Origin of the sequence: Micromonospora antibiotica (genome assembly GCF_017599305.1) — a bacterium.
GTDB classification, from domain to species: Bacteria; Actinomycetota; Actinomycetes; order Mycobacteriales; family Micromonosporaceae; genus Micromonospora; species Micromonospora antibiotica.
This window is the reverse complement of sequence record NZ_JAGFWR010000014.1, coordinates 25,741-51,538: the sequence shown is the minus strand read 5'-3', so window position 1 is coordinate 51,538 and position 25,798 is coordinate 25,741. Positions and strand designations below refer to the sequence as shown.

At 72.6% G+C, this 25,798-nt stretch carries 21 protein-coding genes and 2 pseudogenes; 12 read left to right on the top strand and 11 right to left on the bottom strand.

The genetic code is table 11. The features are described from left to right. Window position 1 precedes the first annotated feature (1 nt). On the bottom strand, window positions 2–733 hold the full coding sequence (locus JQN83_RS21775) for a succinate dehydrogenase cytochrome b subunit (RefSeq protein WP_208569079.1): 732 nt from the start codon (window positions 731–733) through the stop codon (window positions 2–4). 29 nt (window positions 734–762) lie between these two features. Here JQN83_RS21775 and JQN83_RS21770 point away from each other — a divergent pair, with 29 nt between their 5' ends. Continuing rightward, window positions 763–1,701, top strand: a complete 939-nt coding sequence (locus JQN83_RS21770) for a LysR family transcriptional regulator (RefSeq protein ID WP_208568987.1) — start codon at window positions 763–765, stop codon at window positions 1,699–1,701. Here the strand turns inward: JQN83_RS21770 and hrpA are convergent, their stop codons facing one another. Next, a complete protein-coding gene (gene hrpA / locus JQN83_RS21765) occupies window positions 1,702–5,757 on the bottom strand; it encodes an ATP-dependent RNA helicase HrpA (RefSeq protein WP_208568986.1) in 4,056 nt (1,351 codons plus the stop codon). A 567-nt stretch (window positions 5,758–6,324) separates the two neighbouring features. On the opposite strand from hrpA, the gene JQN83_RS21760 reads away from it, so the two are divergent. Then, entirely contained in the window at window positions 6,325–6,804 is a 480-nt protein-coding gene (locus tag JQN83_RS21760) for a cytidine deaminase family protein (RefSeq protein ID WP_208568985.1), read from the top strand. A gap of 1,076 nt (window positions 6,805–7,880) precedes the next feature. Here the strand turns inward: JQN83_RS21760 and JQN83_RS21755 are convergent. Continuing rightward, complete coding sequence (locus tag JQN83_RS21755) at window positions 7,881–8,819, bottom strand: endonuclease domain-containing protein (RefSeq protein WP_208568984.1); 939 nt, start codon at window positions 8,817–8,819, stop codon at window positions 7,881–7,883. A 592-nt stretch (window positions 8,820–9,411) separates the two neighbouring features. Continuing rightward, complete coding sequence (locus tag JQN83_RS21750; RefSeq protein WP_208568983.1) at window positions 9,412–10,056, bottom strand: hypothetical protein; 645 nt, start codon at window positions 10,054–10,056, stop codon at window positions 9,412–9,414. A 607-nt stretch (window positions 10,057–10,663) separates the two neighbouring features. On the opposite strand from JQN83_RS21750, the gene JQN83_RS21745 reads away from it, so the two are divergent. Beyond that, the gene (locus JQN83_RS21745) at window positions 10,664–12,100 is read left to right on the top strand and encodes a vanadium-dependent haloperoxidase (RefSeq protein WP_208568982.1); all 1,437 of its coding nucleotides are present in this window, start codon (window positions 10,664–10,666) and stop codon (window positions 12,098–12,100) included. Between the two features lie 84 nt (window positions 12,101–12,184). Here JQN83_RS21745 and JQN83_RS21740 read toward each other — a convergent pair whose 3' ends face one another. After that, window positions 12,185–14,698 carry a DEAD/DEAH box helicase gene (locus JQN83_RS21740; protein WP_208568981.1) on the bottom strand — a complete coding sequence of 838 codons (2,514 nt, stop codon included), beginning with the start codon at window positions 14,696–14,698 and terminating at the stop codon, window positions 12,185–12,187. Window positions 14,699–14,837: 139 nt separating this feature from the next. On the opposite strand from JQN83_RS21740, the pseudogene JQN83_RS21735 reads away from it, so the two are divergent. Beyond that, a pseudogene (locus JQN83_RS21735) lies at window positions 14,838–14,900 on the top strand (cupin domain-containing protein); the annotation flags it as partial. Window positions 14,901–14,917: 17 nt separating this feature from the next. Here the strand turns inward: JQN83_RS21735 and trmB are convergent. Further along, entirely contained in the window at window positions 14,918–15,547 is a 630-nt protein-coding gene (gene trmB / locus JQN83_RS21730; protein ID WP_244252956.1) for a tRNA (guanosine(46)-N7)-methyltransferase TrmB, read from the bottom strand. Window positions 15,548–15,944: 397 nt separating this feature from the next. On the opposite strand from trmB, the gene JQN83_RS21725 reads away from it, so the two are divergent. The 3 genes from JQN83_RS21725 to JQN83_RS21715 all read left to right on the top strand — a co-directional run bounded on the left by JQN83_RS21725 (window position 15,945) and on the right by JQN83_RS21715 (window position 18,895). Further along, window positions 15,945–16,487 (top strand): hypothetical protein, encoded by a 543-nt coding sequence (locus tag JQN83_RS21725; RefSeq protein ID WP_443674019.1) that lies wholly within the window; start codon window positions 15,945–15,947, stop codon window positions 16,485–16,487. 302 nt (window positions 16,488–16,789) lie between these two features. After that, a complete protein-coding gene (locus JQN83_RS21720; RefSeq protein WP_307799545.1) occupies window positions 16,790–17,401 on the top strand; it encodes a class F sortase in 612 nt (203 codons plus the stop codon). Window positions 17,402–17,617: 216 nt separating this feature from the next. Then, on the top strand, window positions 17,618–18,895 hold the full coding sequence (locus JQN83_RS21715) for a lanthionine synthetase LanC family protein (RefSeq protein ID WP_208568978.1): 1,278 nt from the start codon (window positions 17,618–17,620) through the stop codon (window positions 18,893–18,895). Between the two features lie 37 nt (window positions 18,896–18,932). On the opposite strand, the gene JQN83_RS21710 is transcribed toward JQN83_RS21715, so the two are convergent. The 3 genes from JQN83_RS21710 to JQN83_RS33240 form a co-directional block, all read right to left on the bottom strand. Beyond that, window positions 18,933–19,250 carry an antibiotic biosynthesis monooxygenase family protein gene (locus tag JQN83_RS21710; protein ID WP_208568977.1) on the bottom strand — a complete coding sequence of 106 codons (318 nt, stop codon included), beginning with the start codon at window positions 19,248–19,250 and terminating at the stop codon, window positions 18,933–18,935. A gap of 428 nt (window positions 19,251–19,678) precedes the next feature. After that, window positions 19,679–19,933, bottom strand: coding sequence for a flavin reductase (locus JQN83_RS21705; protein WP_307799542.1), 255 nt, complete (start codon window positions 19,931–19,933; stop codon window positions 19,679–19,681). Continuing rightward, window positions 19,930–20,274: a hypothetical protein gene (locus tag JQN83_RS33240; protein WP_307799541.1), complete on the bottom strand. Its 345-nt coding sequence runs from the start codon at window positions 20,272–20,274 to the stop codon at window positions 19,930–19,932. Before JQN83_RS33240 ends, JQN83_RS21705 begins: the two co-directional genes overlap by 4 nt. A 387-nt stretch (window positions 20,275–20,661) precedes the next feature. On the opposite strand from JQN83_RS33240, the gene JQN83_RS21695 reads away from it, so the two are divergent. The 3 genes and pseudogenes from JQN83_RS21695 (at window position 20,662) to JQN83_RS21690 (ending at window position 21,802) form a co-directional block, all read left to right on the top strand. Then, window positions 20,662–21,393: a helix-turn-helix domain-containing protein gene (locus tag JQN83_RS21695; protein ID WP_307799539.1), complete on the top strand. Its 732-nt coding sequence runs from the start codon at window positions 20,662–20,664 to the stop codon at window positions 21,391–21,393. Window positions 21,394–21,449: 56 nt separating this feature from the next. After that, window positions 21,450–21,614: pseudogene (locus JQN83_RS33235) on the top strand (Scr1 family TA system antitoxin-like transcriptional regulator); the annotation flags it as partial. After that, window positions 21,611–21,802 carry a DUF397 domain-containing protein gene (locus JQN83_RS21690; protein ID WP_208569075.1) on the top strand — a complete coding sequence of 64 codons (192 nt, stop codon included), beginning with the start codon at window positions 21,611–21,613 and terminating at the stop codon, window positions 21,800–21,802. The pseudogene JQN83_RS33235 and the gene JQN83_RS21690, both read left to right, overlap by 4 nt. Window positions 21,803–21,995: 193 nt before the next feature. On the opposite strand, the gene JQN83_RS21685 is transcribed toward JQN83_RS21690, so the two are convergent. Both JQN83_RS21685 and JQN83_RS21680 read right to left on the bottom strand, forming a co-directional pair. Beyond that, on the bottom strand, window positions 21,996–22,790 hold the full coding sequence (locus JQN83_RS21685; RefSeq protein WP_208568976.1) for an exodeoxyribonuclease III: 795 nt from the start codon (window positions 22,788–22,790) through the stop codon (window positions 21,996–21,998). A 262-nt stretch (window positions 22,791–23,052) separates the two neighbouring features. Beyond that, complete coding sequence (locus tag JQN83_RS21680; protein WP_208568975.1) at window positions 23,053–23,973, bottom strand: proteasome assembly chaperone family protein; 921 nt, start codon at window positions 23,971–23,973, stop codon at window positions 23,053–23,055. A 420-nt stretch (window positions 23,974–24,393) separates the two neighbouring features. Here JQN83_RS21680 and JQN83_RS21675 point away from each other — a divergent pair, with 420 nt between their 5' ends. Further along, window positions 24,394–25,296, top strand: a complete 903-nt coding sequence (locus tag JQN83_RS21675; RefSeq protein ID WP_208568974.1) for a peptidase M23 — start codon at window positions 24,394–24,396, stop codon at window positions 25,294–25,296. A 231-nt stretch (window positions 25,297–25,527) separates the two neighbouring features. Further along, the gene (locus JQN83_RS21670) at window positions 25,528–25,677 is read left to right on the top strand and encodes a hypothetical protein (RefSeq protein ID WP_172898379.1); all 150 of its coding nucleotides are present in this window, start codon (window positions 25,528–25,530) and stop codon (window positions 25,675–25,677) included. Window positions 25,678–25,798 lie beyond the last annotated feature (121 nt).

Sequence of the window (25,798 nt, the reverse complement as noted above, 5' to 3'; positions counted from 1 at the left end):
GTCAGGACACCAATCCGGTGAGTACGGCGAACGGGACCACCAGGTAGCCGGCGCAGAGCACGACGGCGAAGACCAGCGCGGCGGTACGGGCCCGGCGCTCGCCCCGGGGGGTCTGCTGGCCGAGGCTGCGCAACGCGGAGAACACCCCGTGCCGCAGGTGGAAGCCGACGGTGACGATCGCCAGCGTGTAGAACAGCGTCACGTACCAGCGGTCCGGGGCGAAGTCGGCGACCACGTTGCCGTACGGGTTGCTGGCGTCGCCGACCGGGTTGAGGGTGCCGGTGGTCAGGTCCAGGATGTGGTAGATCACGAAGAGCAGGATGATCACGCCGCCCCAGCGCATGGTGCGCGCGGCGTAGCTGCCCTGGACCTTCTTGCGGTGGGCGTAGCGCACCGGGCGGGCGGCGCGGGCCCGGACGGCCAGCACGGTCGCCGCCCAGATGTGCCCGAGTACGGCCACCACCAGCGCGGTGCGCAGGATCCACAGGAACCAGACCCCGGGCAGCAGCGGCTTGCCGATGTCGCGCAGCCAGTGCGCGTAGTGGTCGAACGAGGTCTCGCCGGTGAACACCTTGAGGTTGCCGAGCATGTGGGCGACGAGGAACAGCACGAGCATGATGCCCGTCACCGCCATGACGGCCTTGAGGCCGACGTTCGAGCGGATGGGCGACCGAGTTTTCGTGATTACCACCTGACCGACGCTAGGAGCCCTGCAATCAGTCGTCCAATGCATCGACCTCGCAGTCTCGATAGCCATAAGCTATGAAGATGCAGCTCCATCAGCTGAGGTACTTCGTCGCAGTGGCTGAAGTACGACATTTCACCCAAGCCGCCGACCTCGTCGGCATAACCCAGCCGTCGTTGAGTAAGCAAGTTCACGCTCTGGAGACCGCCCTCGGCGCCCCCCTGTTCGAGCGGGTACGCGGCAACATCGCCCTCACCGCCGCCGGTGAGGTGCTGCTGCCGTTGGCCAAGCGCATCCTCGCCGACGTCGACACCGCCACCCGGGAGGTGCAGGAACTGGTCGGCCTGCGCCGGGGCCGGGTCCGGCTCGGGGCCACCCCCAGCCTGGCCACCTCGCTCGCCCCACCGGTGCTGCGCCGGTTCCGCGACGCCCACCCCGCCGTCGACCTGCGGGTCGAGGAGGGCGGCTCGCAGGACCTGGTCCGCGACCTGCTGCGCGGCGACCTCGACCTCGCCCTGATCATCATGCCCGCGCAGGGGGCCGACCCCGGGCTGCGGGTCGACCCGATCCTGCGGGAGAGCCTGGTGATCGCCTCGGTGGAGCCGCTGCCCGCCGCCCTGGTCAGCGGCGAGTTGCGGATCACCGACCTGCGCGACCAACCGCTGGTGATGTTCCGCGAGGGCTACGACCTGCGCGACGCCACCATCCAGGCGTGCCGGGAGGCCGGCTTCGAGCCCACCTTCTCGGTCGACGGCGGCGAGATGGACGCCGTGCTCAGCTTCGTCGAGGCCGGCCTGGGCATCGCCCTGGTGCCGGGCATCGTGGTCAGCCGCCGCCCCGGCATCCGGGTCACCCGGCTCGCCCCGCCCGGGGTGCGCCGGACCATCGCGGTGGCCCGCCGCCGCGACGTGGTGCCCACCCACGCCGGGCGGGAGCTGCGCCGCATCCTGCTCGACTACGTGCACGCGGCCACCAGCACCAGCGACCTGCCGCCCGGCGTGGAACCGCTGCCCTGATCAGCGCCCCTCGGCGTCGTCCATCGCGCGGTAGATGCGCTGCTCGGAGACCGGATAGGGGGTGCCGAGGGCCTGCGCGAAGACGTTCACCCGCAACTCCTCGATCATCCAGCGGATCTGCCGCACCGGGGCCGAGGCGCGGCGGGCCGGGGGCAGCCCGGCCACCAGGTCCCGGTACTCCTTCTGCACCGTGGCGATCCGGTCCTGCTGGGACTTGTCCCGCTGCGGGTTGGCGGTCAGCCGGTCCAGCCGGCGTTCCATCGCGGTCAGGTAGCGCAGCAGGTCGGGCAGGCGCGCGTAGCCGGTCTCGGTGACGAAACCGTCGTGCACCAGGCCGGTGAGCTGCTGGCGCAGGTCGGCCAGGGCGGCCACCACGGCCAGGTTGCGGGTCGCGCCGAGCCGCTGCTCCACCGCGTACGCGGCGGCGAGCACCTGACGGACCCGGCCCATCACCTCCACCACCGTGTCGACCAGGTCGGCGCGGACCCGGTCGCGCAGGGCGGCGAAGCCGTCGGCGTCCCAGGCCGGCCCGCCCGCGTCGGCGATCAGCTTGTCGATGGCGGCCCCGGCGGCGTCGGCGATGAGCTGCTGCACCCCGCCGTGCGGGTTGCGGCTCAACGCCAGCTTCGCCTCGTTGCTCAGCCGCCCCTGCAGGAACTGCGCCGGTGACGGCACGGTCAGCCGCAACAACCGCCGGGTGCCCGCCCAGTGTGCGGCGGCCTGCTCCGCCTCGGAGTCGAAGACCTTCACCCCGACCGTCGTACCCTCGTCGACCAGCGCCGGATAGGCGGTCACCGCGTAGCCGGCCCGGACCTGCTCGATGGTGCGCGGCAGGGTGCCGATGGTCCACCCGGTCAGCCCGGTCCGGGCCACCTCCGGTGCGGCGGCGGCCACCACCTGGCGTACCTCCTGGCGGAGCTGGCGTTGCAGGGCCGGCAGGTCCTTGCCCTCGGCGACCGGCTTGTCGGCGTCACCGATCACCCGGAACGTCACCCGCAGGTGCGGCGGCAGCTTCGCCGGCTCCCACGCCTCCCGGGGGACGGTCACCCCGGTCATCCGGCGCAGCTGCCGGCTGAGCGCGTCCAGCAGCGGCTCCGCACCGGGGGTGATCGCGGCCAGCGCCGCGCGGGCGTGGTCCGGCACCGGGACGAAGTTGCGCCGGATCGGCTTGGGCAGCGACCGGATCAACGCGATCACCAGCTCCTCGCGCAGCCCCGGCACCTGCCAGTCGAAACTCTCCGCCGGCACCTGGTTGAGCAGCGGCAGCGGGATGTCGACGGTGACGCCGTCGGTGGGCGCGGTCGGGTCGAACGTGTACGTCAGCGGCAGGGTCACCCCGTCGGCCCGCCACTCGTCCGGGAAGTCGGCCTCGTCGACCCCGCCACGCCCGGCGTTGACCAGCACCTCCCGGGTGAGGGTGAGCAGGTCGGGTTGCTCGTGCCGGGCCTTCTTCCACCAGGCGTCGAAGTGTCGCCCGGAGACCACGTCGGCGGGGATGCGCTGGTCGTAGAAGGCGAAGATGCTCTCGTCGTCGACCAGGATGTCCCGGCGGCGGGCCCGGTTCTCCAGCTCCTCGATCTCGGTGCGGAGCTTCTCGTTGTCCCGCCAGAACGGGTGGTGGGTCTGCCAGTCCCCCTCGACCAGGGCGTGCCTGATGAACAGCTCCCGGCTCAGCGCCGGATCGATCCGCCCGAAGTTGATCTTGCGGGAGGTGACCAGCGGGACGCCGTACAGGGTGACCTTCTCGTAGGCCATCACGGCGGCCTGCTTCTTCTCCCAGTGCGGCTCGCTGTAGCTGCGCTTGACCAGGTGCTGGGCCAGCGGCTCCACCCACTCCGGCTCGACCCGCCCGGCGACCCGGCCCCACAGCCGGGAGGTCTCCACCAGCTCGGCGGCCATCACCCAGCGCGGCGGCTTCTTGAACAGCGCCGAGCCGGGGAAGACCGCGAACTTCGCCCCCCGCGCGCCCAGGTACTCGTGCTTCTGGGCGTCCTTGAGCCCGATGTGCGACAGCAGGCCGGGCAGCAGCGACTGGTGCACCTTCGGGGTGTCGATCTCCTCCGGCAGGTCGGCGGCCGGACCGCGCCGGCCCCCGTCGGCCGGGGCCTGCGTCGCGCCCCGCCGCCCCCGCCGCCCGTCACCCTGTTCCGGGGTACGCAGCACCTGGCGCAACTGGGCCACGATGTCCTGCCACTCGCGTACCCGCAGGTAGTTGAGGTACTCCGCCCGACACATCCGGCGGAACGCGCTCGACGACAGCTCCCGCTGCTGCTCCCGCAGGTAACGCCACAGGTTGAGGAACGACACGAAGTCGGATTCCTTGTCGGCGAACCGGGCGTGCGCCTGGTCGGCCTGGGCCTGCTTCTTCGCCGGCCGCTCCCGCGGGTCCTGGATCGACAGCGCGGCGGCGATCACCAGCACCTCGGTGGCGCAGCCGTTACGCTCGCCCTCGATCACCATCCGGGCCAGCCGGGGGTCGACCGGGAGCTGGGCCAGCCGCCGGCCCAACGGGGTGAGCCGCTTGGCCGGGTCGGCCTCGGTCGGGTCCAACGCGCCCAGCTCGTGCAGCAGGTTGACCCCGTCGGTGACGTTGCGCCGGTCCGGCGGGTCGATGAACGGGAACGCGGCGAGGTCACCGAGGCCGATCGCGGTCATCTGGAGGATCACCGAGGCCAGGTTGGTGCGCAGGATCTCCGGGTCGGTGAACTCCGGCCGGGAGGCGAAGTCCTGCTCGTCGTAGAGCCGGATGCAGATACCGTCGGAGGTCCGGCCGCAGCGGCCCTTACGCTGGTTGGCCGACGCCTGGGAAACCGGCTCGATGGGCAGCCGCTGGACCTTCAACCGGCTGGAGTAGCGGGAGATCCGGGCCGAACCCGGGTCCACCACGTACTTGATGCCGGGCACGGTCAGCGAGGTCTCCGCGACGTTCGTGGCGAGCACCACCCGGCGACCGGGGTGGGCGGCGAAGACCCGGTGCTGCTCGGCCGCCGACAGCCGGGCGTACAGCGGCAGGATCTCGGTGCCCAGCAGCGAGCGTTTCGACTGGGTCAGCTTGCCCAGCGCCTCGGCGGTGTCCCGGATCTCCCGCTCCCCACTGAGGAAGACCAGGATGTCGCCCGGCCCCTCGGCGGCCAGCTCCTGCACCGCGTCGCCGATCGCCTGGATCTGGTCGCGGACGTTCTCCTCGTCGTCGGCCCCGTCCTCGTCGCCCTCGGCGACCTCCACCAACGGCCGGTAGCGCACCTCCACCGGGTACGTCCGCCCGGACACCTCGACGATCGGCGCGGGCCGGCCGTCGGCGTCGGCGAAGTGCTCGGCGAACCGGGCGGTCTCGATCGTCGCCGAGGTGATGACCACCTTGAGGTCGGGACGCTGGGGGAGCAGCTGCCGCAGGTAGCCGAGGATGAAGTCGATGTTGAGGCTGCGCTCGTGCGCCTCGTCGATGATCAGGGTGTCGTACTGGCGCAGCATCCGGTCGGTCTGCAACTCGGCCAGCAGGATGCCGTCGGTCATCAGCTTGACCAGGCTGCGGTCGCTCACCTGGTCGGTGAAACGCACCTTGTAGCCGACCACGTCCCCCAGTTCGGTGCCGAGTTCCTCGGCGATCCGGTCGGCGACCGTCCGGGCGGCCAACCGGCGGGGCTGGGTGTGCCCGATCAGCCCGGTGATCCCACGCCCCAACTCCAGGCAGATCTTGGGCAGCTGGGTGGTCTTGCCGGAGCCGGTCTCCCCGGCAACGATCACCACCTGGTGGTCACGGATCGCGGCGGCGATGTCGTCGCGCCGCTCGCTGACCGGCAACTGCGCCGGATAGGTGATGCTCGGCACGGCGGCCCGCCGGGTGGCCAGCCGGGCCTCCGCCCGGGACACCTCGCCGGCGATCTCGATCAGCGCCTCGTCGCGCCGCTGCGGGTCACGCAGCTTGCGTACCCCCTCCAGCCGCCGCTGGAGGCGGCGCTGGTCGCGGAACATCAGCGGGGTGAGACGGCGGTGCAGCTCACGGGCGGACACGGCATCGGCGGGCGCGGCGGGGCCGGAGGCGGTTGGATTCTGCATGTCGTCGCCAAGGATAGGCAGCCCGCCGCCGGACCGCCCCCGGGTTACGCCTCCCGGGCTACGGCGCCGCCTCCGACGTGTGGGTGTGGTCCGGGTGGCGGTCTGTGCGGGGCGGCCCGGGGGTAGCGGCTTTCGGGCGGTGTCCGCCGTGTGGGTGTGTTCCGGGCGGCGGTCTGTTGCGGGGGCGGCCCGGGGGTAGCGCCTCCCGGGCGGTGTCCGCCGTGTGGGTGTGGTCCCGGTGGCGGTTTGTTGCGGGGCCGTCCCGGGTTGCGCCTCCCGGGCGGCATCCGCCGTGCGGTCTGTTGCGGGGCGGCCCCGGGTAGCGGCTTTCGGGCGCGACGCGGCGTCCACCGTCAGGGTGTCTCCGGTCCGGGCAGGTCATGGTGTCTGTGCGACGACGGGTGCGGGCGGGTCATGGCGTTGCGGGCCGAGGGGGTCGAGACGCAGGTCACGGTGCTGCGGGCCGAGCGGTCTAGGTGTCGTCGCGTCCGTCGGAGCGCTGCCCGGGAAACCGGCCGTCGCCGGGCTACGCTGACCGCCGGACGACGCGACACGGGGGGCTGCCGGATGACGACGACGATGCTGGACACCGACCGCGCACTGGTCCAGGCGGCCACTGCGGTCGCCAAGCTGCGCTGCCGCAGCGACAACCACTCCGTCGCGGCGGCCGCCCGGACCGCCGACGGCCGGGTGTTCACCGGGGTGAACCTCGCCCACTTCACCGGCGGCCCCTGCGCCGAGCTGGTGGCCCTCGGCGCCGCCGCCACCCAGGGGGAGACGGAACTGGAGACCATCGTCGCCGTGGGCGACCGGGGGCGCGGGGTGCTCCCGCCGTGCGGACGGTGCCGGCAGGTACTGCTCGACTACCACCCGGGCATCCAGGTCATCGTCGGGCCGATCGACGCACTGCGGAAACTGCCGGTGACCGACCTGCTGCCGGACAGCTACGTCTGGGCCGACCAGCAGCTGGACGCGTCGGCGATCGTGCGGACCGGGCAGTGGCCGATGCCGACGGTCCCGGCCAGCCGGCCCGCCTCGGAGGACTGACCCGGCGTCGAGCCCCGCTCCCTCCCGGTCCCGGCTTCTCGGTGTGGAGCCCCTGTTCTCTACTCCTCGATCCTCGGCGTCAACCCGTGGGCCGATTCTTGGTGTCGCTGGACTAGGTGGCGGCGTTCCTGCGCGGTCTTCTCGGCTGGCGCGTGTTCCTCTGGTAGCTACCCGTGGGTCGCTCCTTGGTGTCGAACCGTGGGTTCTCGGTGTCGACGTCGGGGCCTCGATCCGTCAGGGCAAGCGTGGCGCATGATGTCTCCGGCGATGTCTGGAAGATCCGCGTCGGCATCGCCAACAAGATCCTCGATGCTCTGGCCAGCACCTGACGGACTGATCCACCTCGCCCGCCCTCCGAAGTAGGACGGGTCTCCTCCCCGGACCCGGGTCTCCTCCCCGGACCCGGGTCTCCCCCCGACACCCGGGTCTCCTTCCTTGGCACCAGGGGGCCCTGCCCCGAACCCTGGGGGCCCTTGCTCGGCACCGTGGCCCCTTCCCTGGCACCTGGGCCCCTTCCCCGGCACCGGGTGCGTCTTTCCGACCGCCGGGAGTTCTCCACGGGTCCTGGGGCTCAAGCAAGATCACGCTCGATCCACGAAGTAGTGGCTTTCTTGTCGGTGAAGGCCACTACTTCCATGTTCGTGCATGATCTTCCGACCGTCGCGGGAGGCACGGGCACCGTGGCACGCAGGGGCGGGCGGGGATGCCGGGGCATGGGCCGGGCGCGAGGGCACGGGTGGGTGCGCCAGCGAGTGGGTGCGGGCGCGGCGGGGTGGCGCATCGCGCCAGCGAAATGCTGGGTCAACGACGCGATCGCCGCCCACGCCGCGATCTTGCGCATGTCGTTGTTCTGGTCCACCACGGGGCTGGGTAGGCAGCCGCGAATGGAATGCGGCGGGGCGGCGAACGGCGCCGTGTGGAGGGAGGAGGCGGCAGTTTGGTGGGGGCTGCGGTGTGGGGCGGGGGTGTGGTGAAGGGCGGCGGTGTGGGGCGGTCGGCCGTGTGGGGGTGTGGGGTGAGGCGGAGAGCGGCCGTATGGGGAGTGGGGTGGTGGGGGGACGGGGCGTGGTGGGAGATCAGGCCCGGGAGCGGTGCCCGCGACGGTGTAGTGCGGCGCGTACCTCGGCGAGGAAGCCGGGAAAGTCCTCGCGGAGCCGCCGGGCGGTCAGGTGCAGCACGATCCACTCCCCGCCGAGCAGTTGGTTCAGTCGACGCCGGTCCCGGTGGAACTGGTCGGCATCGTTGTGCCACAGCCCGTCGTACTCGACGGCGACCTTGAACTGTGGCCAGGCGAGATCAAGCCGGGCAACGAACCGACCGTCGGCCGTGACGACCCACTGGGTCTCGGGTCGAGGCAGGCCGGCCAGCACCAGGCGGACCCTCGTCCGTGACTCCTGCGGCGACCCGGCCCCCGGATCGGCCAGGTCGACGGCGCGGAGCAGGGCTCGCCACCCGCGTTGCCCGGCCCGCGCGAGGGCATAATCCCGCAGGGTGGGGATCTCGGTGACGCGGCCGGCCAACAGCGCGTCGATGACGACGACAGCCTCCACCACATCGCACCACCGGGCCAGGTCCCAGCAGGTACGTTCTGCCGAGGTCACCGGTACCCCGGCCTGGTCGATCACGTCTTCGGGCGCGAGATCACCGTGGTGCACCCGTAGGCCGACTGCCGGTCCGCGTCGCTGCCCGGCCGCTGGCTGTCCGCCCCCGACCAGACGCCTGTGGTGTACGAGCACATCGATCGGTTCGTCGGCGGGCACGCCGGTGACACCGAGCAGGACTGCGGCGGAGCGGCCGGCGATGGCGGCACCGGACGGCAGCAGCCAGCGGGCCGCAGCCGTACACCGGTGGCGGTGAGTGACCCTGAGCTGGGCGTCGGCGTAGACGTCCCGAAACAGCGGTCGCCAGGCGGAGCTGCGCAGGTCGTTGCGGGTGAGCAGCCCGCGCGACACGGCCACCGATCCACGGAAGATGCGCCCCCGCAACTGCGGCGGGCGACGGGGAGCCTTCGGCATACCCCCACCTTGCCGGCGCGTCGCCTCCCAGTCTGTCCCCTGTGGATAACTTCGTCGCCGCCTCTGCCGTGGTGCCCCTTCGCCCGTACTCCCTGTGGATAACCCCGAGGTGACGGATGACGTCTTTGCTGCGAGAGGCAGCTGGCCCGAGTGGCTGAAGATCACGCTGCAACCAGGATGTAGTGGCCTCCCACGGCGGGGAGGCCACTACATCCTGGTTCGAGCACGATCTTGCGCCGTGGGGATCCGCATCCTCGGCCTCGCTACGCCGGTCCCCGTGGTGTCGAGTCCCGGGGACGTCCACGCGGCGGGATGGGTGGGGTGGTGAAAGCCAGCAGCGTCCGAGCCTCGTCGAGGCTCGGACGCTGCTGGGGGGTGCGCTGCTGGGGGGTGCGCTGCTGGGGGGTGCGCTGCTGGGGGGTGCGCTGCTGGGGGGTGCGCTGCTGGGGGGTGCGCTGCTGGGGGGTGCGCTGCTGGGGGGTGCGCTGCTGGGGGGCCGGGGGAGGGTGGTCGCGGTGGGTCGGTGGGCTGCCGGTGGGCGCTGGCCGGTCCGGGCGGGCTCTGCTCCTCCCGGACCGGTCGTTGCCCGGGGTCAGGCGGCGGTGGACCAGATGGCGCGGAAGGCGGCGGCCTCGCCGGCCAACCACTGCTCCACCTGTGCCGACTTGACGTGCTCGGGCGTCCGGTGCGCCACCCCCCGCCGCACGTCGACCAGGACCGGCTCGGCGTGCGGTAGCACCGCGTCCATGTGCCGGGCCATCAGGTGCAGGGTGGCCAACGCCGCCTCCTCGCTCGGCGGGGTCTCGTCGAAGTGCAGCCGGACCGCCTCGGCGTGACCGTCGGCGTACCGGATGCCGAAGTGGGGGTTGATCTTGACGGGTAGGTCGCCGAGCATCGCGAGGGCGTCGCGGGTCTGCGCCAGGTCGATGCCGGCCGGCTCGCCCAGCGACTCCAGCCAGGCCGTCGCGCCGGGCACCAGTGCCTGGTAGAGCGGACGCCAGCGCGGCTTGACCACGTCGGCCACGCCGGCCAGGTGGGTGCCGCCGGTGTGGAAGGCGATGTCGGCCTTGAGCGCCTTGACGAACTGGCCGTGCGGGTTGAAGCCGTGCCGGCTGGCTCGCTGCTTGCGCAGCCCGCCGACGAAGCTTGCCTTGGTGGGCCCGGTGCGGTCGACGTACCGGGTGAAGCCGAGGAGGGTGGCGTACGGCGTGAGGGGGGCGTTGACGGGCGCGGTCACGAGCGTCCTCCCAGGTCAGGAACTCGATTAGTACATACATTCTAATCGACGGGGGTGACATCTCCCAGGGTTCGGAGCGGGTTCCTCTCCCGCCGTGCAGGCTCTTCTTCCCGCCCTCCACGTCACCCCTGGTCGCGCCGCACCGGACTGTCGCGCCCGGGCTTCGACCGCGCCTGGGCTTCGACCGCGCCCGGGCTCCGGCCGTGCGCGGGCTGACGCGGCCGGGAGGGCTGCTCCGCGCCGACCGGAAGCCCCGGAGTGGGGGCGCATGGCCCAGCCCCGTGTGGTCGACCCCCGGGCGGGGCTGTCACCTGGCACAACGTACGTGCCCGGTTCCGTTGCACCGTTTTCTCGAATGCCCACTCCCGACAGTCGCCCACAATTTCAGTGCTTTCGCTTGACCCGTCGTGCTGCCGGTGGCAACCATTGATTGTCGACATCCATCCAGGATCGGGGCGTCGAATCGCCGGCGTCGCCGCAGCTCAGATCCGGCGAGAATTGCACCCAACGGCATTGTCTCCACAATGCGCGTCAAATTCTGGCCGCCCACCGAAATGCGGTACGGGTGTCGAGAAAATGTCTGTCCACCACACCTCGGGGGAGCATCGTGGACCCAATCATGTACTGGAACGAGGTCGCTCTGGAAGCGGACCGGGTCACCCACACGACGGGTGATCCCACCGAGGCGGGGGCGCGGGGCCCGCTCGGCAGTTCGCGGGCGCTGGCCATCACCCACCTCGCCATGCACGACGCGTTCTTCGGCATCGTCGGCGGGCAGGAGCCGTACCTCGGCAACCGGCTGCCGACGCCGCCGACCGGGGGCGACGTGGCCGCCGCCGTCGCGGGCGCGGCCCGGACGACGCTGAGCGCGCTCTACCCGGCGCAGCGGGACCACTTCGCGGCGCGGCACCTCGCGGCCGGGCTGGTCGACGGCAAACACGCCGCCGAGAGCCACGACTACGGGCGGCGGGTGGCCGGGGAACTGCTGGCGCTGCGCCGGGGCGACCCTGGTCACGGCGACGAGGGCTACGTGCCCTCGCTCGCCCCGGAACACCACCGGGAGGACCCGGACAGCCCCGGGCAGGGTTTCTACGCGCCCTTCCACGGTGCCCGCTCAGCCTGCTTCGCGGTCGGCGTCCGCCACGGTCTGGACGGCCCGCCGCGTCCCGGCGACCGGGCCTACCGGCGGGCCCTGCGGCAGGTCCGCGGCAAGGGCATCGCCGCGCATCTCACCGGTACGCTGCCCGACCGGTTCCCGCAGCGGACGCCCACCGAAACCGGCATCGGGCTGTTCTGGGCCTACGACGCTGCCAAGGGCCTCGGCACGCCACCACGGCTGTTCAACCAGATCGTCCGGCGGGTCGCCCGGGCGCGGGACAACGACCCGGCTGCCAACGCCAGACTGTTCGCACTGGTCAACACCGCGATGGCGGACGGCGGGATTCTCTGCTGGACCGAGAAGTACCGCCACGACCTGTGGCGTCCGGTGGTCGGGATCCGGGAGCACGACAGTGCGCTGGGGCCGACCGGACAGGGCGGTACGGAACTGGACCCGGACACCGACATCGGGTGGCTGCCGTCGGGTGCGCCGAACACCAACAACGTCGGGCAGAAGAACCGCACCCCGAACTTCCCCGCCTACCCGTCGGGTCACGCGACGTTCGGCGCGGCGGCACTGCAGACGGTGCGCCAGTTCTATGGCCGGGGCGGCCACGGCCCGGACGACCTCGCCGACGGGCTGGAGTTCGTGTCCGACGAACTGAACGGCGTCAGCGTGGACAACACCGGCACGGTACGTCCACGCCTGGCACGCCGGTTCCCCGGTGGGCTGTGGCAGATGATCGAGGAGAACGGTCGTAGCCGGGTCTACCTCGGGGTGCACTGGGTGTTCGACGCGTTCGCCGTGGACGACGAGGACCGGATCGATCTCGGCCCCAACGTCGGCGGTGTGCGGCTCGGGCTGGCCGTGGCCGACGATCTCGCGGCGCACGGTCTGCACGCCGCCACGGCGGCGGGACCGGCCGAGGAACCCGCCGGGTCCTGACCGACGGGTCCGCCTGGCGGTGCGGACGCACGTGGGCGGGGTGGCGGTGTCACCACCAGGTGATGCCGCCGCCTCGTCGCCGCGCTAGAGCTGCCCGACGTCCGTCACCCGGACCACGGCGGCCCCCACCTCGTCCGAGGCGGCCAGGTCGACCTCGGCGCTGATCCCCCAGTCGTGGTCGCCCTCCGGGTCGTCCAGGATCTGCCGGACGGCCCACTTCTCCCGCCCCTGCTCGATCATGAGCAGCGCCGGGCCGCGCGCGTCCGGCCCCACCCCGATCCCGTCGTACGCCTCGAAGTACGGCTCCAGCGCCTCCGCCCAGGCGTCGGCGTCCCAGCCCGATGCGCCGTCCAGCTCGCCCAGGTCCCACCAGCGGCGCAGGGCGGCCAGCTCGACCCGGCGGAACAACGCGTTGCGCACCAGCACCCGGAAGGCGCGGGCGTTGCGGGTGACCGCCGGCACCCGCTCCTCAAGCGACGCGTGCGCCAGGGCGGCGTCGGCGACGTCGGAGGGGTTGCGCAGCCGCTCCCACTCGTCGATCAGGCTGGAGTCGACCTGGCGGACCAGCTCGCCCAGCCACTCGATGAGGTCGATCAGCTCCTCGGTCTTGGCGTCCTCGGGGACGGTCTGCCGCAGCGTCTTGTACGCGTCGGCGAGGTAGCGCAGGACGAGACCCTCGGAGCGGGTCAGCCCGTAGAACTGCACGTACTCGCCGAAGGTCATCGCGCGTTCGTACATGTCCCGCACGACGGACTTGGGGGAGAGCTGGTGGTCGGCCACCCAGGGGTGCCCCTGCCGGTACATCTCGTACGCGGCGTGCAGCAGCTCCGCCAGCGGCTTCGGCCAGGTCACCTCGTCGAGCAGCTCCATGCGGGCCTCGTACTCGATGCCGTCGGCCTTCATCGCGGCGACCGCCTCGCCGCGCGCCTTGAACTGCTGCGCGGAGAGCACCTGGCGTGGGTCGTCGAGGATCGACTCGATCACGCTCAACACGTCCAGGGCGTACGACGGGGATTCGACGTCGAGCAGTTCGATGGCGGCCAGCGCCAGCGGCGACAGCGGCTGGTTGAGCGCGAAGTCGAGCTGGAGGTCGACGGTGAGCCGGACCCGCCGGCCGGTCTCGTCGGGCGTGTCGAGCTGCTCGACCACCCCACCGGCACGCAACGCCCGGTAGATGGCGATCGCCCGACGGATGTGCCGGCGCTGGGCGGCGGCGTCCTCGTGGTTGTCGGTGAGCAGATGCCGCATCGAGGCGAACGCGTCACCCGGCCGGCCGATCACGTTGAGCAGCATCGAGTGGCTGACCTGGAAGCTGGAGGTGAGCGGCTCCGGCTCGGCCTCGACCAGGCGCTGGAAGGTGGGCTCGCCCCAGCCGATCGAGCCCTCCGGTGGTTTCTTCTTCACCACCTTGCGGCGTTTCTTGGGGTCGTCGCCGGCCTTGGCCAGCGCTTTCTCGTTGTCGATGACGTGTTCGGGGGCCTGCACCACGACCCGCCCGATGGTGTCGAAGCCGGCCCGGCCGGCCCGACCGGCGATCTGGTGGAACTCGCGGGCCTTGAGCAGCCGGGTGCGTACCCCGTCGTACTTGCTCAGGCCGGTGAACAGCACGGTGCGGATCGGCACGTTGATGCCCACGCCCAACGTGTCGGTGCCGCAGATGACCTTCAGCAGGCCGGCCTGGGCCAGGGTCTCCACGAGCCGGCGGTACTTGGGCAGCATCCCGGCGTGGTGCACGCCGATGCCGTGGCGCACCAGCCTCGACAGCGTCTTGCCGAAGCCGGAAGTGAACCGGAAGTTCCCGATCGCGGTGGCGATCATGTCCTTCTCGGCCCGGGAGCAGACGTTGACGCTCATCAGCGCCTGGGCGCGTTCCAGCGCCGCGGCCTGGGTGAAGTGCACCACGTACACCGGGGCCTGCTTGGTCTCCAGCAGCTCTTCGAGCGTTTCGTGCAGCGGCGTCATCGCGTACGAGAAGATCAGCGGGACCGGCCGCTCGGCCGACCGGACGACGGCGGTGGACCGGCCGGTACGCCGGGTCAGGTCGTCGACGAACCGGGTGGTGTCCCCCAGGGTGGCCGACATCAGCACGAACTGCGCCTGCGGCAGCTCGATGATCGGCACCTGCCACGCCCAGCCCCGGTCGGGCTCGGCATAGAAGTGGAACTCGTCCATCACCACCTGGCCGACGTCGGCCCGTGCCCCCTCGCGTAGCGCCAGGTTGGCCAGGATCTCGGCGGTGCAGCAGATGATCGGGGCGTCGGCGTTGACGCTGGCGTCGCCGGTGAGCATGCCGACGTTCTCCGCGCCGAACACCTCGCACAGCGCGAAGAACTTCTCCGACACCAGGGCCTTGATCGGGGCGGTGTAGAAGCTCGTCCGGTCGTCGGCCAGGGCGGTGAAGTGCGCCGCGATCGCAACCAGGCTCTTGCCCGAACCGGTCGGCGTATTCATGATCACGTTGGCGCCGGAGACGATCTCGATGACCGCCTCCTCCTGGTGGGGGTAGAGGTTCAGCCCACGCTCGGACGCCCAGCCGGCGAACGCGTCGAAGAGGGTGTCGGGGTCGGCGCTTCGAGGCAGCGCGGCAGTCAGCGTCATAGCGTCCCCATCGTGCCCGCACCACCACCCCGCCCGCCAACCGGGCCACCCCGCCCGCCCCGATCGGTCCCCGCCGCCCGCCCGGTTTTTCGGATGGCCGAGGAGACGGTGTCACCGGCGGTCGGATGCCGCCCGGGACGTGCCGGCCGACCGGCGGCGCGGCGGGGAGCTGCGGGTGCTGCTCGGCCCGCGTACCGCCGGGTGGGCGGTCCGACGGGCTCAGGGGCGGCGGCGGTAAATCAGGTCGAAGACGGGACGCCCGGCGGTCAGCGCGCGGCGTTCGAACTTGGTCACCGGGCGGTGGTCGGGGCGGGGCGCGTAGCCGGCGTACCCGTCGACCAGCTCCGGGTCGGCGGTCAGCGTCGAGCGCATCGACTCGGCGTACTCGGCCCAGTCGGTGGCGCAGTGCAGCGTCCCGCCGCCGGCCAGCCGGGACCGCAGCAACGCCACGTGCTCCGGCTGGATGATGCGCCGCTTGTGGTGCCGCGACTTGGGCCACGGGTCGGGAAAGAACACGTGCACCGCGTCCAGACAGCGCTCCGGCATGGCCCGGACCAGGTCCAGCGCGTCACCCTGGGCGACCCGGACGTTGCCCAGGCCGTGCCGCTGCACCAGGTCGAGCAGGTGGGCGATGCCCGGGGTGTGCACCTCGACCGCGAGGTAGTCCCGGTCCGGGTCGGCGGCGGCCATCGCCGCGGTGGCGTCACCCATCCCGGAGCCGATCTCCAGCACCACCGGCGCACCACGACCGAAGAACCCGGCCGGATCGACCGGCCCGTCGAGGTCGGCGATCTCGATCCCGTACGCCGGCCAGAGCCGGGCCAGCGCGTCGGTCTGCCGGCTGCTCATCCGGCCCCGACGGGGATGGAAGGTGCGGATCCGGGTGGCCGACGGGGCCACCGGGACGGCGGGGTTCTGGTCGATGGAGGTCACAGCGACCCGAGCGTACGCGACGGTTCCGCCGTATCGGATGTGCCGTCGGTCGGGGGGTGAGACGATTCATCCCGTACGGCAGGTCGGCGTCCGGGTCGTCCGGCGCTGCCCTGGGCGCCGGGAGGGGGACATGGTGGCGATCGCGCTGTACCGCACCGCGCTGGCGGTCGCCGTCGGTGCCCTCGCCCCCGCGCTCTGGCACGCCGCCCCGGCCTCCGCTGCCCCGCCCATCTCGGCCGTCCCGGTCTCCGCTGTCCCGGTCTCCGCTGTTCCGCCGGTCTCGGCCGTCCCGGTCTCGGCTGTCCCGCCGGCTGTGCCGTTGCTCGCTGGCCCGCCCCTGCTGTTCGCCGGGCCGGTCGTCGGCCCGGCGGTCGCTGCTGCGGCCCCCGGCCCGGGGCAACCCGCGCCGGACCAGGGCGGAGATCCGCAACCACCGCCCGGCGTGGTCTTCGTCGAGGTGACCCCGGGCACCGTCGAGCCTGGCTACCTGGTCGGCATCGAGGCGAGCTGTCACGACAACTCGATCCCGGCGACAGTCGTCTCGGACGCCTTCGGCCGGGTCCAGGTGCAGCCGCAGCACGGACGGCTCACCGCCGCCCCGATGGTCAGGGACCGGGTCCGGCCCGGCAACTACCGGATCAAGCTGGAATGTCCCGACGGGGCGACCGCCTCGACGGCGCTCCAGGTGGTCAAGAAGGTCAAGCCCAGCCCCGGTCCGCACACCGGCTTCGGCGGCGCGGCGGACGGCGGGTTGCCCGGCGGACTGCTGGTGCCCGGCGGGTTGGCGCTGACCATCGCCGGGGCCGTCGTCGGGATCGTGGCGGCCCGCCGGCCGCGTGGCGTCGCCGGGAGCTGACCATGCCCCCACCGCCCGTCCCCTCAGGCCCCCGTAGCGGCCCGTTCCGACCGTCCGCCGGCCCGAACCCGCAGCACCACGACCCGGTCCGGCTACCCGGTGGCCAGGCGTCGCCCGGCGGCCCGGTGCCACCCCGCAGCGGTCCGTTCCCGCCACCCGGTGGGCTGATCCCGCCGGGTGTCTCTGCGTTCCCGCCGCGTGATGGCCCGTTCCCACCGCCCGGTGGGCCGACGGCGCAGCCGGGCGTCGCCGGGCCGGCGGCGTCGCCCGGGGGCCCGGCGTCGACCCGCAGTCCCTGGTCGGTGCCGCTGGCCGTGCTGCTGGTGCTGCTGGGTGTCTTCGCCACCGGGGCCGGGCTGGGTCGTACGGTCGGCCCACTGGACCGGACCGACACGACGGCGCAGCGGCCGGCGGCGGGTGCCCGGCAGAGCCCCACGCCGGGTAGCTTGCCGGCCAGCCGACCGGTCCGGCTCACCGTTCCGACGATCAAGGTGGCCGCCCCGGTGGCCCCGGTCGGTCAGGCCCGGGACGGGTCGATCGACGTCCCGCCGCTGGACCGGCACCAGGAGACCGGCTGGTACGACCGGGGTCCGACCCCCGGCGAGCCGGGCCGGGCGATCATCGTCGGCCACGTCGACTCGAAAGACGGGCCGTCGGTCTTCTACGACCTGCGCAAACTGAAGCCAGGTGATCGGATCGAGGTGACCCGCGACGACCGCCGGGTGGTGGTGTTCCGGGTCGACTCGGTGGAGTTCTTCGACAAGTCGGCCCTGCCTGCCGACCGGGTCTACGGCGACAGCGGAGCGCCGGCCCTGCGGTTGATCACCTGTGGTGGCCAGTGGGTCGGCGGGCGTACCGGCTACGCCGACAACGTCATCGCCTTCGCCTCGCTGGCCGAGACCCGCTCACCCTGACCCCCGCTCACCCTGACCCCGCGCCCCGCCGCGCCGGCCGGGTCCGCCGCCTGACCGGGTCACGGCCGGGACCGCCCAACCCTGACCGGTCTCGACCGGGGCCGAGCCCGTCCTGACCGGGTCATGGCCGGGACCGCCCACCCTGACCGGTCGTGGCCGGGGTGTGCGCCCGATATTGCGGGGACGCCGTCGGGCGGCGGTGGCAGGATCGGCGCGGTGACGGCGGACGTGGTGCGGCAGGCGTTCAGGTGGATCGAGTCGGTGGCGGTGCCCGCCGAGGGTGGTCTGGGGTGGCAGGAGGCGGGTGAACGCTTCGACGACCTCTATGCCGGGACCGCCGGGGTGCTGCTCGGCTGCGCCGAGGCCACGGCCACCGGCCGCCACCCGGCCGATGGGCCCGTCGTCACCACGACCGACGGCGGCGTCGTCACCGCAGCGGGGTCGGCGCTCGGCCGGGTCGCGGCCGGGGCCCGGGGTCGGCTGGTGCATCTTGCCCGGCACGAGCCGGACGCCGCGACGATGCCCGACGACGGGCTGTTCGGCGGCTGGGCCGGGGTGGCGGTCGCGTTGCGCGCCTGGGGCCGGGTCTCCGGCGACCGGGTGGCCCTCGACACCGCCGCGTCGGTGACGGTACGGATGGCCGAGCGGCTGCTGCGCCGTCCGGTGGACCCGGGCCGGTGTTCCGATGTCATCTCCGGCGACGCCGGCATCCTGCTGGCCCTCCTCGACGCCCTCGACGAGGATGCCGATCCGGTGGTGGCGCAGGCGGCCAACGTCCTGGCCGACGGGCTGGTGGGGCTGGCCGAGGACCGGCCCGATGGGCTGCACTGGCGGATGCGGGCGGGCGACGAGCGCCTCATGCCCGGCTTCTCCCACGGCACGGCCGGCGTCGCCTACGTCCTGGCCACAGCCGGCGACTCCCTGCGTCGCGACGATCTGCGCGACATCGCCGTGCGCGCCGCCGACGGACTGCTGGCCCTGGGGCGCCGCCCCGGCGGGTGGGCGCTGCCGCTGCTGGTTCCGTCCCGCCCGGACCGTCCGGCGGTCACCTTCGGCTGGTGCCACGGCCCGACCGGCACGGTACGACTCTTCGCCCTCCTCGACGCCGTCGACCCGCAGCCCCGCTGGCGGCTGGCCGTCGAGGAATGCCTGGGGGCGCTGCGCGACAGCCGTCTCCCGCAGCGGCTCTACCCGGGGTACTGGGACAATCTCGCCCGCTGCTGTGGCACCGCCGGGGTCGGGCAGATGCTGGTCGACCGCTTCCAGGATGCCGGCGACCCCGCCCTGCTCACCTGGGCCGACACGCTCGCCGAGGACGTCCTCGCCCGTACCGTGTCCACCCCGGCGGGCGTCACCTGGTCGAACACCGAGCACACCAGGACCCCGCCGCAGCTGCCGCCGGAGCCCGGCTTCATGCAGGGTGCCGCCGGGATCGCCGGCTGGCTCGCCCGGCTGGCCGCTCCCGCCACCGCCCCCGTCCTGCCCTGGATCTGAGCCGCCCGCCGGCGACCGCCGTGGGCGGTATCGCCGGTCAGCCCTTGCCGGTCACCTGCTGGACCACCTCGAACTCCAGCAGCGTCGCGCCGGAGGCGACCGGCCGCCGCTGCTCGCCGCCCTCGCCGGCATGTGCGGCCCGGGACGACCCGGCGACCCATGCCTGGTACGCCTCCTCCGTCTCCCACCGGGTGTAGACGAAGTAGCGGCTCTCCCCGGCGACCGGGCGCAGCAGCTCGAAGCCGAGGAAACCGGGGGAGTTCTCCACCGCGCCGGCCCGAGCGGCGAACCGCTTCTCCAACTCCTCGCCGGCACCCGGCGGGACGTCGATCGCGTTGATCTTCACGACTGCCATCCCACCACCCTATCCCTGCCCCTGCGCCCGCCCCTGTCCCTGCGCCCGAGCCCCTGACCGGCCGGTGCGCCCGCGCGATGCCGCCGTGCGGTGCGAGGCGCTGTGGCGCGGGGCGGGCAGCAGTGCGGTGCGGTGCGCTGTGGTGCGGAGCGGGCAGCAGTGCGGTGCGGTGCGGGGCGGGCAGCGGTGCGGTGCGGGATGCGGTGGGTGGGGATCGAGGCGAGCGCGCCGAGCTGATTGTGGAGAGTTCTTGTCGCCAGGGGCGCAATAAATCTCCACAATCAGCTGCCTGCCCCTTCGGGTCGTGCCCGGCCGTCCCCGGCCGCGCCGCCCGCCCTCGCCGACCTGTTCCGATCTTGATCTCCGCAGGCGGGGAGCGGGCAGCCGCCGGCAGGGTAGCCGGGGTGCAGTGCGTCCGGTGCGGAAGGTCAGCCGTCGGGCGGGTATGCCCAGCGCAGGAAGCGGTTGGTCAGGTCGGCTCGGCGACCGCTGTCGAGCTGCGTCAGGTGGGTGCTCGCCTCCACCGACAACCGGGAGAGCAGGATCAACAAGCCCGGCCGGTCGCCGTCGTACCTCGTGAGGAGCGCGAGTTTCGCCTCGCCGCACGGCCAGGGCCGCGCGTCGACCCGGCACAGCCAGAGCGGGCGTACCGGCGTGTGTGGACCAGGCAGCGGTGCGGTCACCGCGCCACCGCCGACCGGCGTGCCGGTGCCGCGCCTGGCCGGGTGCCGCGCGCTGCAGTCGCCGCCCCGCGCTGCGCCCCGGCCGCCCCCGGCCGGCCGGCGGATCGCCCCGGCTGCGGGGTGGGCCGGCGGGCACCCGCCGGCATCAGGAACAGGGTCCGCCGCCGCACCGCGTCGCCGCCGGCATCCAGTTGATATGCGTCGATCCACACCCACCCGTCGTACGTGTGCCAGTCCGTCAGCACCCGGATGACCCGGACCGTGATCGGCCGGCTGAACTGCACGCTCGCCTCCCTGGTCAGGTGCAGCAGGTCGCCGGCCCCGACCGCCGTCCCCCTCACTGTGGACCCCGGTTCCGCCCGCCCGTCCAGCGGTGCCCTGGCACGATGCAGGTGATCCGGCCCGGCCCCCGGTAGAGCGGGACGAACGGTCCGATCGGCCCGGGGACGATCGGGCGCGCGGGTGGTGGGGGCGGTGGAAAGGGCGGGCCCGGTGCGGGCGTGGGCTGTCTCGGCTGCTCCTCAGGCATGGCGGTCCCTTATGTCCGTTGGTTGTGGAGGAGGGGCCGTCCGGTCCCCTCCTACCGGGCGGCCCCTCGGGCAGACGCGACCGGTGGGATCTCACCCAGACCGGCGGCGTCGCTCTGCTACGAACCTTTGCAGCGAGTGACGGACGAATTAACCGCCCGTATGCGACCATCGAGGGACGTCTAGGAAAGGTCCCCCCCCGTGCCGAGAAACGACTTCCTGCGGGAGGCGCTGACTACTGCCGGGCTGACGGTCAGCCAGCTCGCTGAGAAGTGCGATGTCGATGCGAAGACGGTGGAACGGTGGGTCAGCCGGGGGCGACTGCCGCATCCGCGCTCGCGTGTGCGGGTGGCCAGCGTTCTGGGTAAGGATGTGGACGTGCTGTGGCCTGAAGCTGTGCGTCGCGCGGTCAAGTTGGGTGCCGACCGTGAGTTGGTGGGCGTCTACGCACGTCGCTCCGAACTGCCCCGAACGCTCTTCCGAGAGTTGATCGAGGGGGCTCGGTCCCGCCTCCTGTTCGGTGGCTACACCAGCTATTTCGTCTGGCTGGAAGTGCCGAACGCCGCCGAGACCATCGGCGCGAAAGCCCAGGCCGGCGCGGACGTACGTTTCCTGCTGGGTGATCCGGCGAGCCCGGTCACCACCAGCCGGGACCGGATCGAGGCGACGCCGCTCAACCTCGCTACGCGGATCGCCATGACACGAGCCGAGATCAGCAAGTCGGCCACACCGTTGGCCGTCCGGCTGTCCGACCGGCATGTCGGGATGTCGGTGTGGGTGTTCGACAACGACGCCATCGTCGCCACCCATATCGGCGGCGCACTGGGCCAGGACTCCGTCACGCTTCATTTTCGCCGACGGGAGACCGGCGGGCCGTTCAGCAGGTACCTCGAGCACTTTGACGCACTGTGGGCCGACGCGGCGGCCGAGTAAGGCTGACTGTGAGGCTGGCGGTGTCGGTCCGCAGGTGATGGGCTGATGTCGGCAGCGGGACGCGGGTGGCGCATGTGGACGGGCAGGTGCGGGCGCAGATCATCGACCAGCGTCAGGATATCGCTACCTTGGAGCAGCGGTGGGCGCGCATAGTGGGGGAGGCCCTGCCCCGGGCCCAGTCCCTGGATCTTATTCGGAAGGTGGCGGCGATATGGACGTGACCGGTGCGCGGTGGCGCAAGAGCACCAGGAGCGGCAACAACGGTGGGGCGTGTGTCGAGGTGGCGGACAACCTGCCCGGCATCGTGCTGGTGCGGGACACGAAGGACCGCGACGGGGGGACGCTGATGTTCACGCCGGGAGCGTGGCGTGGCTTCGTCGACCGCGCCAAGACATCCCACCCCCGATAGACAGGGGCACCCCTGCGGTAAGGCCGGGGACCCCCGCGATACCCGAACTGCAGGGACGGCCACCCCTTCCGCGACAAGTGTGGGGGCGTCCGGCGATAGGGCACCCGCGACAGGCGGCGGCGCATCCCCGATAGGAGGTGACGCCCCCGCAGGGCAGGGGCCGGACCCGTTGGCGGCGTTGTCCCGGGGCGGGTCAGGGTGTGTCGACAGCCGGTGGGTCGGTGTCGACCACGATCGGGGCGTGGTCGGAGGGGCCTTTGCCCTTGCGGGCCTCCCGGTCCACGTACGCGGCGCGGACCGTCGTGGCCAGCGGCGCGGAGGCGTACACCAGGTCGATGCGCATGCCCTTGTTCTGGTGGAACATGCCGGCCCGGTAGTCCCAGTAGGTGTACGGGTGCGGGCCTTTCATCGGGGTGGGCACCACGTCGCTGAGTCCGAGGTCGCGCAGGGCGGCCAGGGCGGCCCGCTCGGCGGGGGTGACATGCGTGGAGGTGGCGAAGAGCGCCGGGTCCCAGACGTCGGCGTCGGTCGGGGCGACGTTGAAGTCCCCGCAGACGGCGACCGGCCGACCGGCGGCCACCTCCGGTTCCAGGGCGTCCCGCAGCGCCGCGAACCAGGCCAGCTTGTAGGCGTAGTGCGGGTCGTCGACCGCCCGGCCGTTCGGGACGTACACCGACCAGATCCGGACCCCGGCGCAGGTGGCGGAGATGGCGCGGGCCTCAGGTTGCGGGAAGCCCGGTTCGCCGGGGAAGCCGACGGTGACGTCGGTCAGGCCGACGCGGGACAGGATCGCCACCCCGTTCCACCGGCCGTCGCTGTGGCTGGCCACCTCGTAGCCCAGCTCACCGACCTCGGCGACCGGGAACGCCCCGTCCGGGCACTTGGTCTCCTGGAGGCAGACCACGTCGGGGGCGGTGCCGGCCAGCCAGTCCAGCAGCCGGGGGAGGCGGGCCTTCACCGAGTTCACGTTCCAGGTCGCCAGGCGCATGTGCCCAGCCTGCCGCATCCCGGCCCGCCCCGCCGGGCAGCCCCGCCGGGCAGCCCGCCGGCGTGGTCACCGACCCCGCCCGCCGCGGGCTCCCCGCACCGCCGATCCTGGCGGCGTGGGGGCTCGCCGGGCCTGGTGGCGCACCGGCTCGCCGGGCCTGGTGGCACACCGGTACGCCGGGCCGCCCCGGCGTGCCGGTGCCTCAGGGATGACCGGGCGGCGGCGTCCCGGGTCGGGTCGCCGCCGCCGTGGTAGGGGTGGGTCAGGTGCCCGGGGTGTCGCCCGGTCGGGTCTGCTCGGCGAGGAAGCGTTCCAGCTCGGCGCCCAGCTCGTCGGCGGTGGGCAGCGGGCCGGTCTCGGCGGCCAGCAGGTTCTTCTCGCCCCGTCCCCGGGCGAACGCGTCGTACTGCTCCTCCAGGGCGGTGACCAGCGCGGCGGCCTCGTCGGTCTGGGCGACCTGCCGGTCGATCTCGACCCGGACCACCTCGGCGGCGGAGCGGAGGCTGTCGTTGGGCAGCAGCAGGCCGGTGCTGCGCGACACCGAGGAGAGCAGCACCTCGGCGGCGGCCGGGTACTCGGTCTGCGCGACGTAGTGCGGCACGTGGGCGGAGAAGCCGAGGGCGTCCCGGCCGGCCTGGCCGAGCCGGTATTCCAGCAGGTGCCCGACGCTGCCCGGGACCTGCACCCGCTGCAACCACGGCTCGTAGCCGGAGATCAGTTCCCGGCGGGTGGCGTGTGCGGTGACCCCGGTGGGCCGGGTGTGCGGCACGGCCATCGGGATCGAGTTGAGCCCGACGGTGAGCCGGACGTCGAGCCGGGCGGCCACCGCGCTGACCGCCGCCACGAAACGCTCCCACTGCAGGTCCGGCTCCGGGCCGGTGAGCAGGAGGAACGGCGTCTCGTCGTCGTCGTGCAGCAGGTGCAGGGCAAGCTCGGGGGCGTCGTAGTCCTCCCAGTGGTCCTCGACGAAGGTCATCACCGGGCGGCGGGACCGGTAGTCGAAGAGCTGGTCGACGTCGAAGGTGGCGATCGTGCGGGCGTCCAGCGAGGTGAGCAGCTGCTCGCGGGCCAGCCGACTGGCGTTGCCGGCGTCGACGAAGCCGGTGAGCGCCTGGATCAGCACCGGCTGGCCGAGGTCGGGCAGATCGTCGGTGAGCTCGTAGAGCTCGTGTGGGTCGAGCACCGGTCGGACCTCCTGAGGAAACACGCGCGTACGGGCGACCGTGCGCGGACGGCACCCGGTTCGGGGAACGTACCTGTCGGCGTCATCCATTCCAGCACTGGGCGTGTCGTGACCGATCCGGCTATCAAACCCGGAGGAAGCCACCAATTCGCCGATAGTGCCGGGGCGACTCGGTCGGATGGTTCCGGCCTGTCATCCGAAAGGCGGACATAGTGGATCATGCGGCCGGCCGCGGCGCTCTGGGCGGTTAACCACGCGGGACGACGTCGCCCGGTTTTCCTGACCGTAATGCCTGTTGCGGGAGGTCTGTCACCCTGGCCGCGCGTCCACGACGGGTGTCCCACCCGCAGGTGCGCGATTGTGATGAGGGCCACCCTGTGACGGTGGGTCACCGGATGGGAGCGTGTCTAGCCTCGGCGGATGCGTGACGACGACACCATCGACGACCAGGTCGCCCCCAAGGGCATGACTGGCCGTTCGGACGACACCCCCTCGTCCGTTCAGGTCGGCGTTCTCGATGAACCCCGCTCCTTCCGTACCCGCCTCGGCGGGCTCCTTAACCTCCGACGCCGCCCGGTGCGTACCCGGGTGGCCCTCGCCGCCGGGGTGCTCTGCTGCCTCGGCGCGACCGCCGTCGCCGGCGCACAGGCCCTGCCGGACGAGCCGACCGCCGACCGGGCCGGCACCGAGGCGGCGCTCGCCGAACGCAGCCGGCAGGCCGCCTCCCGCGCCGAGATCCGTACCCCGGTCACCATCGTTCCCGGCACCCCCACCGCCAGCCCGACCGTGGCCAGCCCGACGGCCGCCGCCCCGACGCCGACCGCGACCAGGACCACCAGGCCCAAGCCCCGCCCCAAGCCCACGCCGAAGCCGAAACCGAAGCGGATCGTCCCGGTGGCCGGTCTCGACCAGGCCCAGATGGACAACGCCAAGGAGATCGTCAAGGCCGGGCGGGCGATGGGTGTGCCCCGCCGGGCCCTGATCATCGCGGTGGCCACCGCGATGCAGGAGAGCAACCTCTACAACTACGCAAGCGGCGTGCTGCCCGAGTCGCAGAACTACCCGCACCAGGCGATCGGCTGGGACCACGACTCGGTCGGGCTGTTCCAGCAGCGGCCCAGCAGCGGCTGGGGCGAGGTCGGTCAGCTGATGGACCCGGCGTTCGCCACCCGGGCGTTCCTCACCGCGCTGCTGGCGATTCCCGGCTGGGAGGACCTGCCGTTGACCGTCGCCGCGCAGGCCGTGCAGATCTCGGCCTACCCGGACCTCTACGCCCAGCACGAGTGGCGGGCCACCGAGGTGGTCGGCGCCATCCTGGTCTGAATCACCGCCTGTCCGGCCGGAGCGGCATCCGCCCCGGTGACCCGGCCCGCCCGAGCCCCGCTCGGGCGGGCCGGTCCCGTTCGTCCCGTCCTGCGGGCCCGGGCCGTGCGGGGCGGTCGGGTCCGTTCGGGGCGAAACCGGTCGGTGGATATCCTCGACCGGACACAGTGGACGGTTGGCGGTTGCTCGAATCGGGTACACATGACGCAGGACACCCGATCGGAGGACGACATGTCAGCACTGATGCAGCGGATCAGCGCCTTCCTGCGCTCCCCCAAGGGGCAGCAGTTGGTCGACCGGGGTCGGCGCGAGCTGGCCAAGCCGGAGAACCAGGCGCGGCTCAAGCAGGCAGCCAGCAAGCTGTCGGGCCGCCGCCGCTGACCGCCCCTGAACCGATTCCACCCCGGGAGCCTTTGTGACCGACGCCGTGCCTGTCGACGACGAACCGACCGTCCCCACGCCGCCGGTCCGGGCCGACACACCGGCGGTCCCCGCGACGCCG

Bases quoted from the DNA above. Each gene is read 5' to 3' on its own strand.
- hrpA (WP_208568986.1), bottom strand. From the start codon at position 5,757: ATGCAGAATCCAACCGCCTCCGGCCCCGCCGCGCCCGCCGATGCCGTG.
- JQN83_RS21685 (WP_208568976.1), bottom strand. From the start codon at position 22,790: ATGCGCCTGGCGACCTGGAACGTGAACTCGGTGAAGGCCCGCCTCCCC.
- JQN83_RS21710 (WP_208568977.1), bottom strand. From the start codon at position 19,250: ATGGCAGTCGTGAAGATCAACGCGATCGACGTCCCGCCGGGTGCCGGC.
- trmB (WP_244252956.1), bottom strand. From the start codon at position 15,547: ATGAGCAGCCGGCAGACCGACGCGCTGGCCCGGCTCTGGCCGGCGTAC.
- JQN83_RS21770 (WP_208568987.1), top strand. From the start codon at position 763: ATGAAGATGCAGCTCCATCAGCTGAGGTACTTCGTCGCAGTGGCTGAA.
- JQN83_RS21675 (WP_208568974.1), top strand. From the start codon at position 24,394: ATGCGTGACGACGACACCATCGACGACCAGGTCGCCCCCAAGGGCATG.
- JQN83_RS21775 (WP_208569079.1), bottom strand. From the start codon at position 733: ATGCATTGGACGACTGATTGCAGGGCTCCTAGCGTCGGTCAGGTGGTA.
- JQN83_RS21740 (WP_208568981.1), bottom strand. From the start codon at position 14,698: ATGACGCTGACTGCCGCGCTGCCTCGAAGCGCCGACCCCGACACCCTC.
- JQN83_RS21760 (WP_208568985.1), top strand. From the start codon at position 6,325: ATGACGACGACGATGCTGGACACCGACCGCGCACTGGTCCAGGCGGCC.
- JQN83_RS21670 (WP_172898379.1), top strand. From the start codon at position 25,528: ATGTCAGCACTGATGCAGCGGATCAGCGCCTTCCTGCGCTCCCCCAAG.
- JQN83_RS21755 (WP_208568984.1), bottom strand. From the start codon at position 8,819: ATGCCGAAGGCTCCCCGTCGCCCGCCGCAGTTGCGGGGGCGCATCTTC.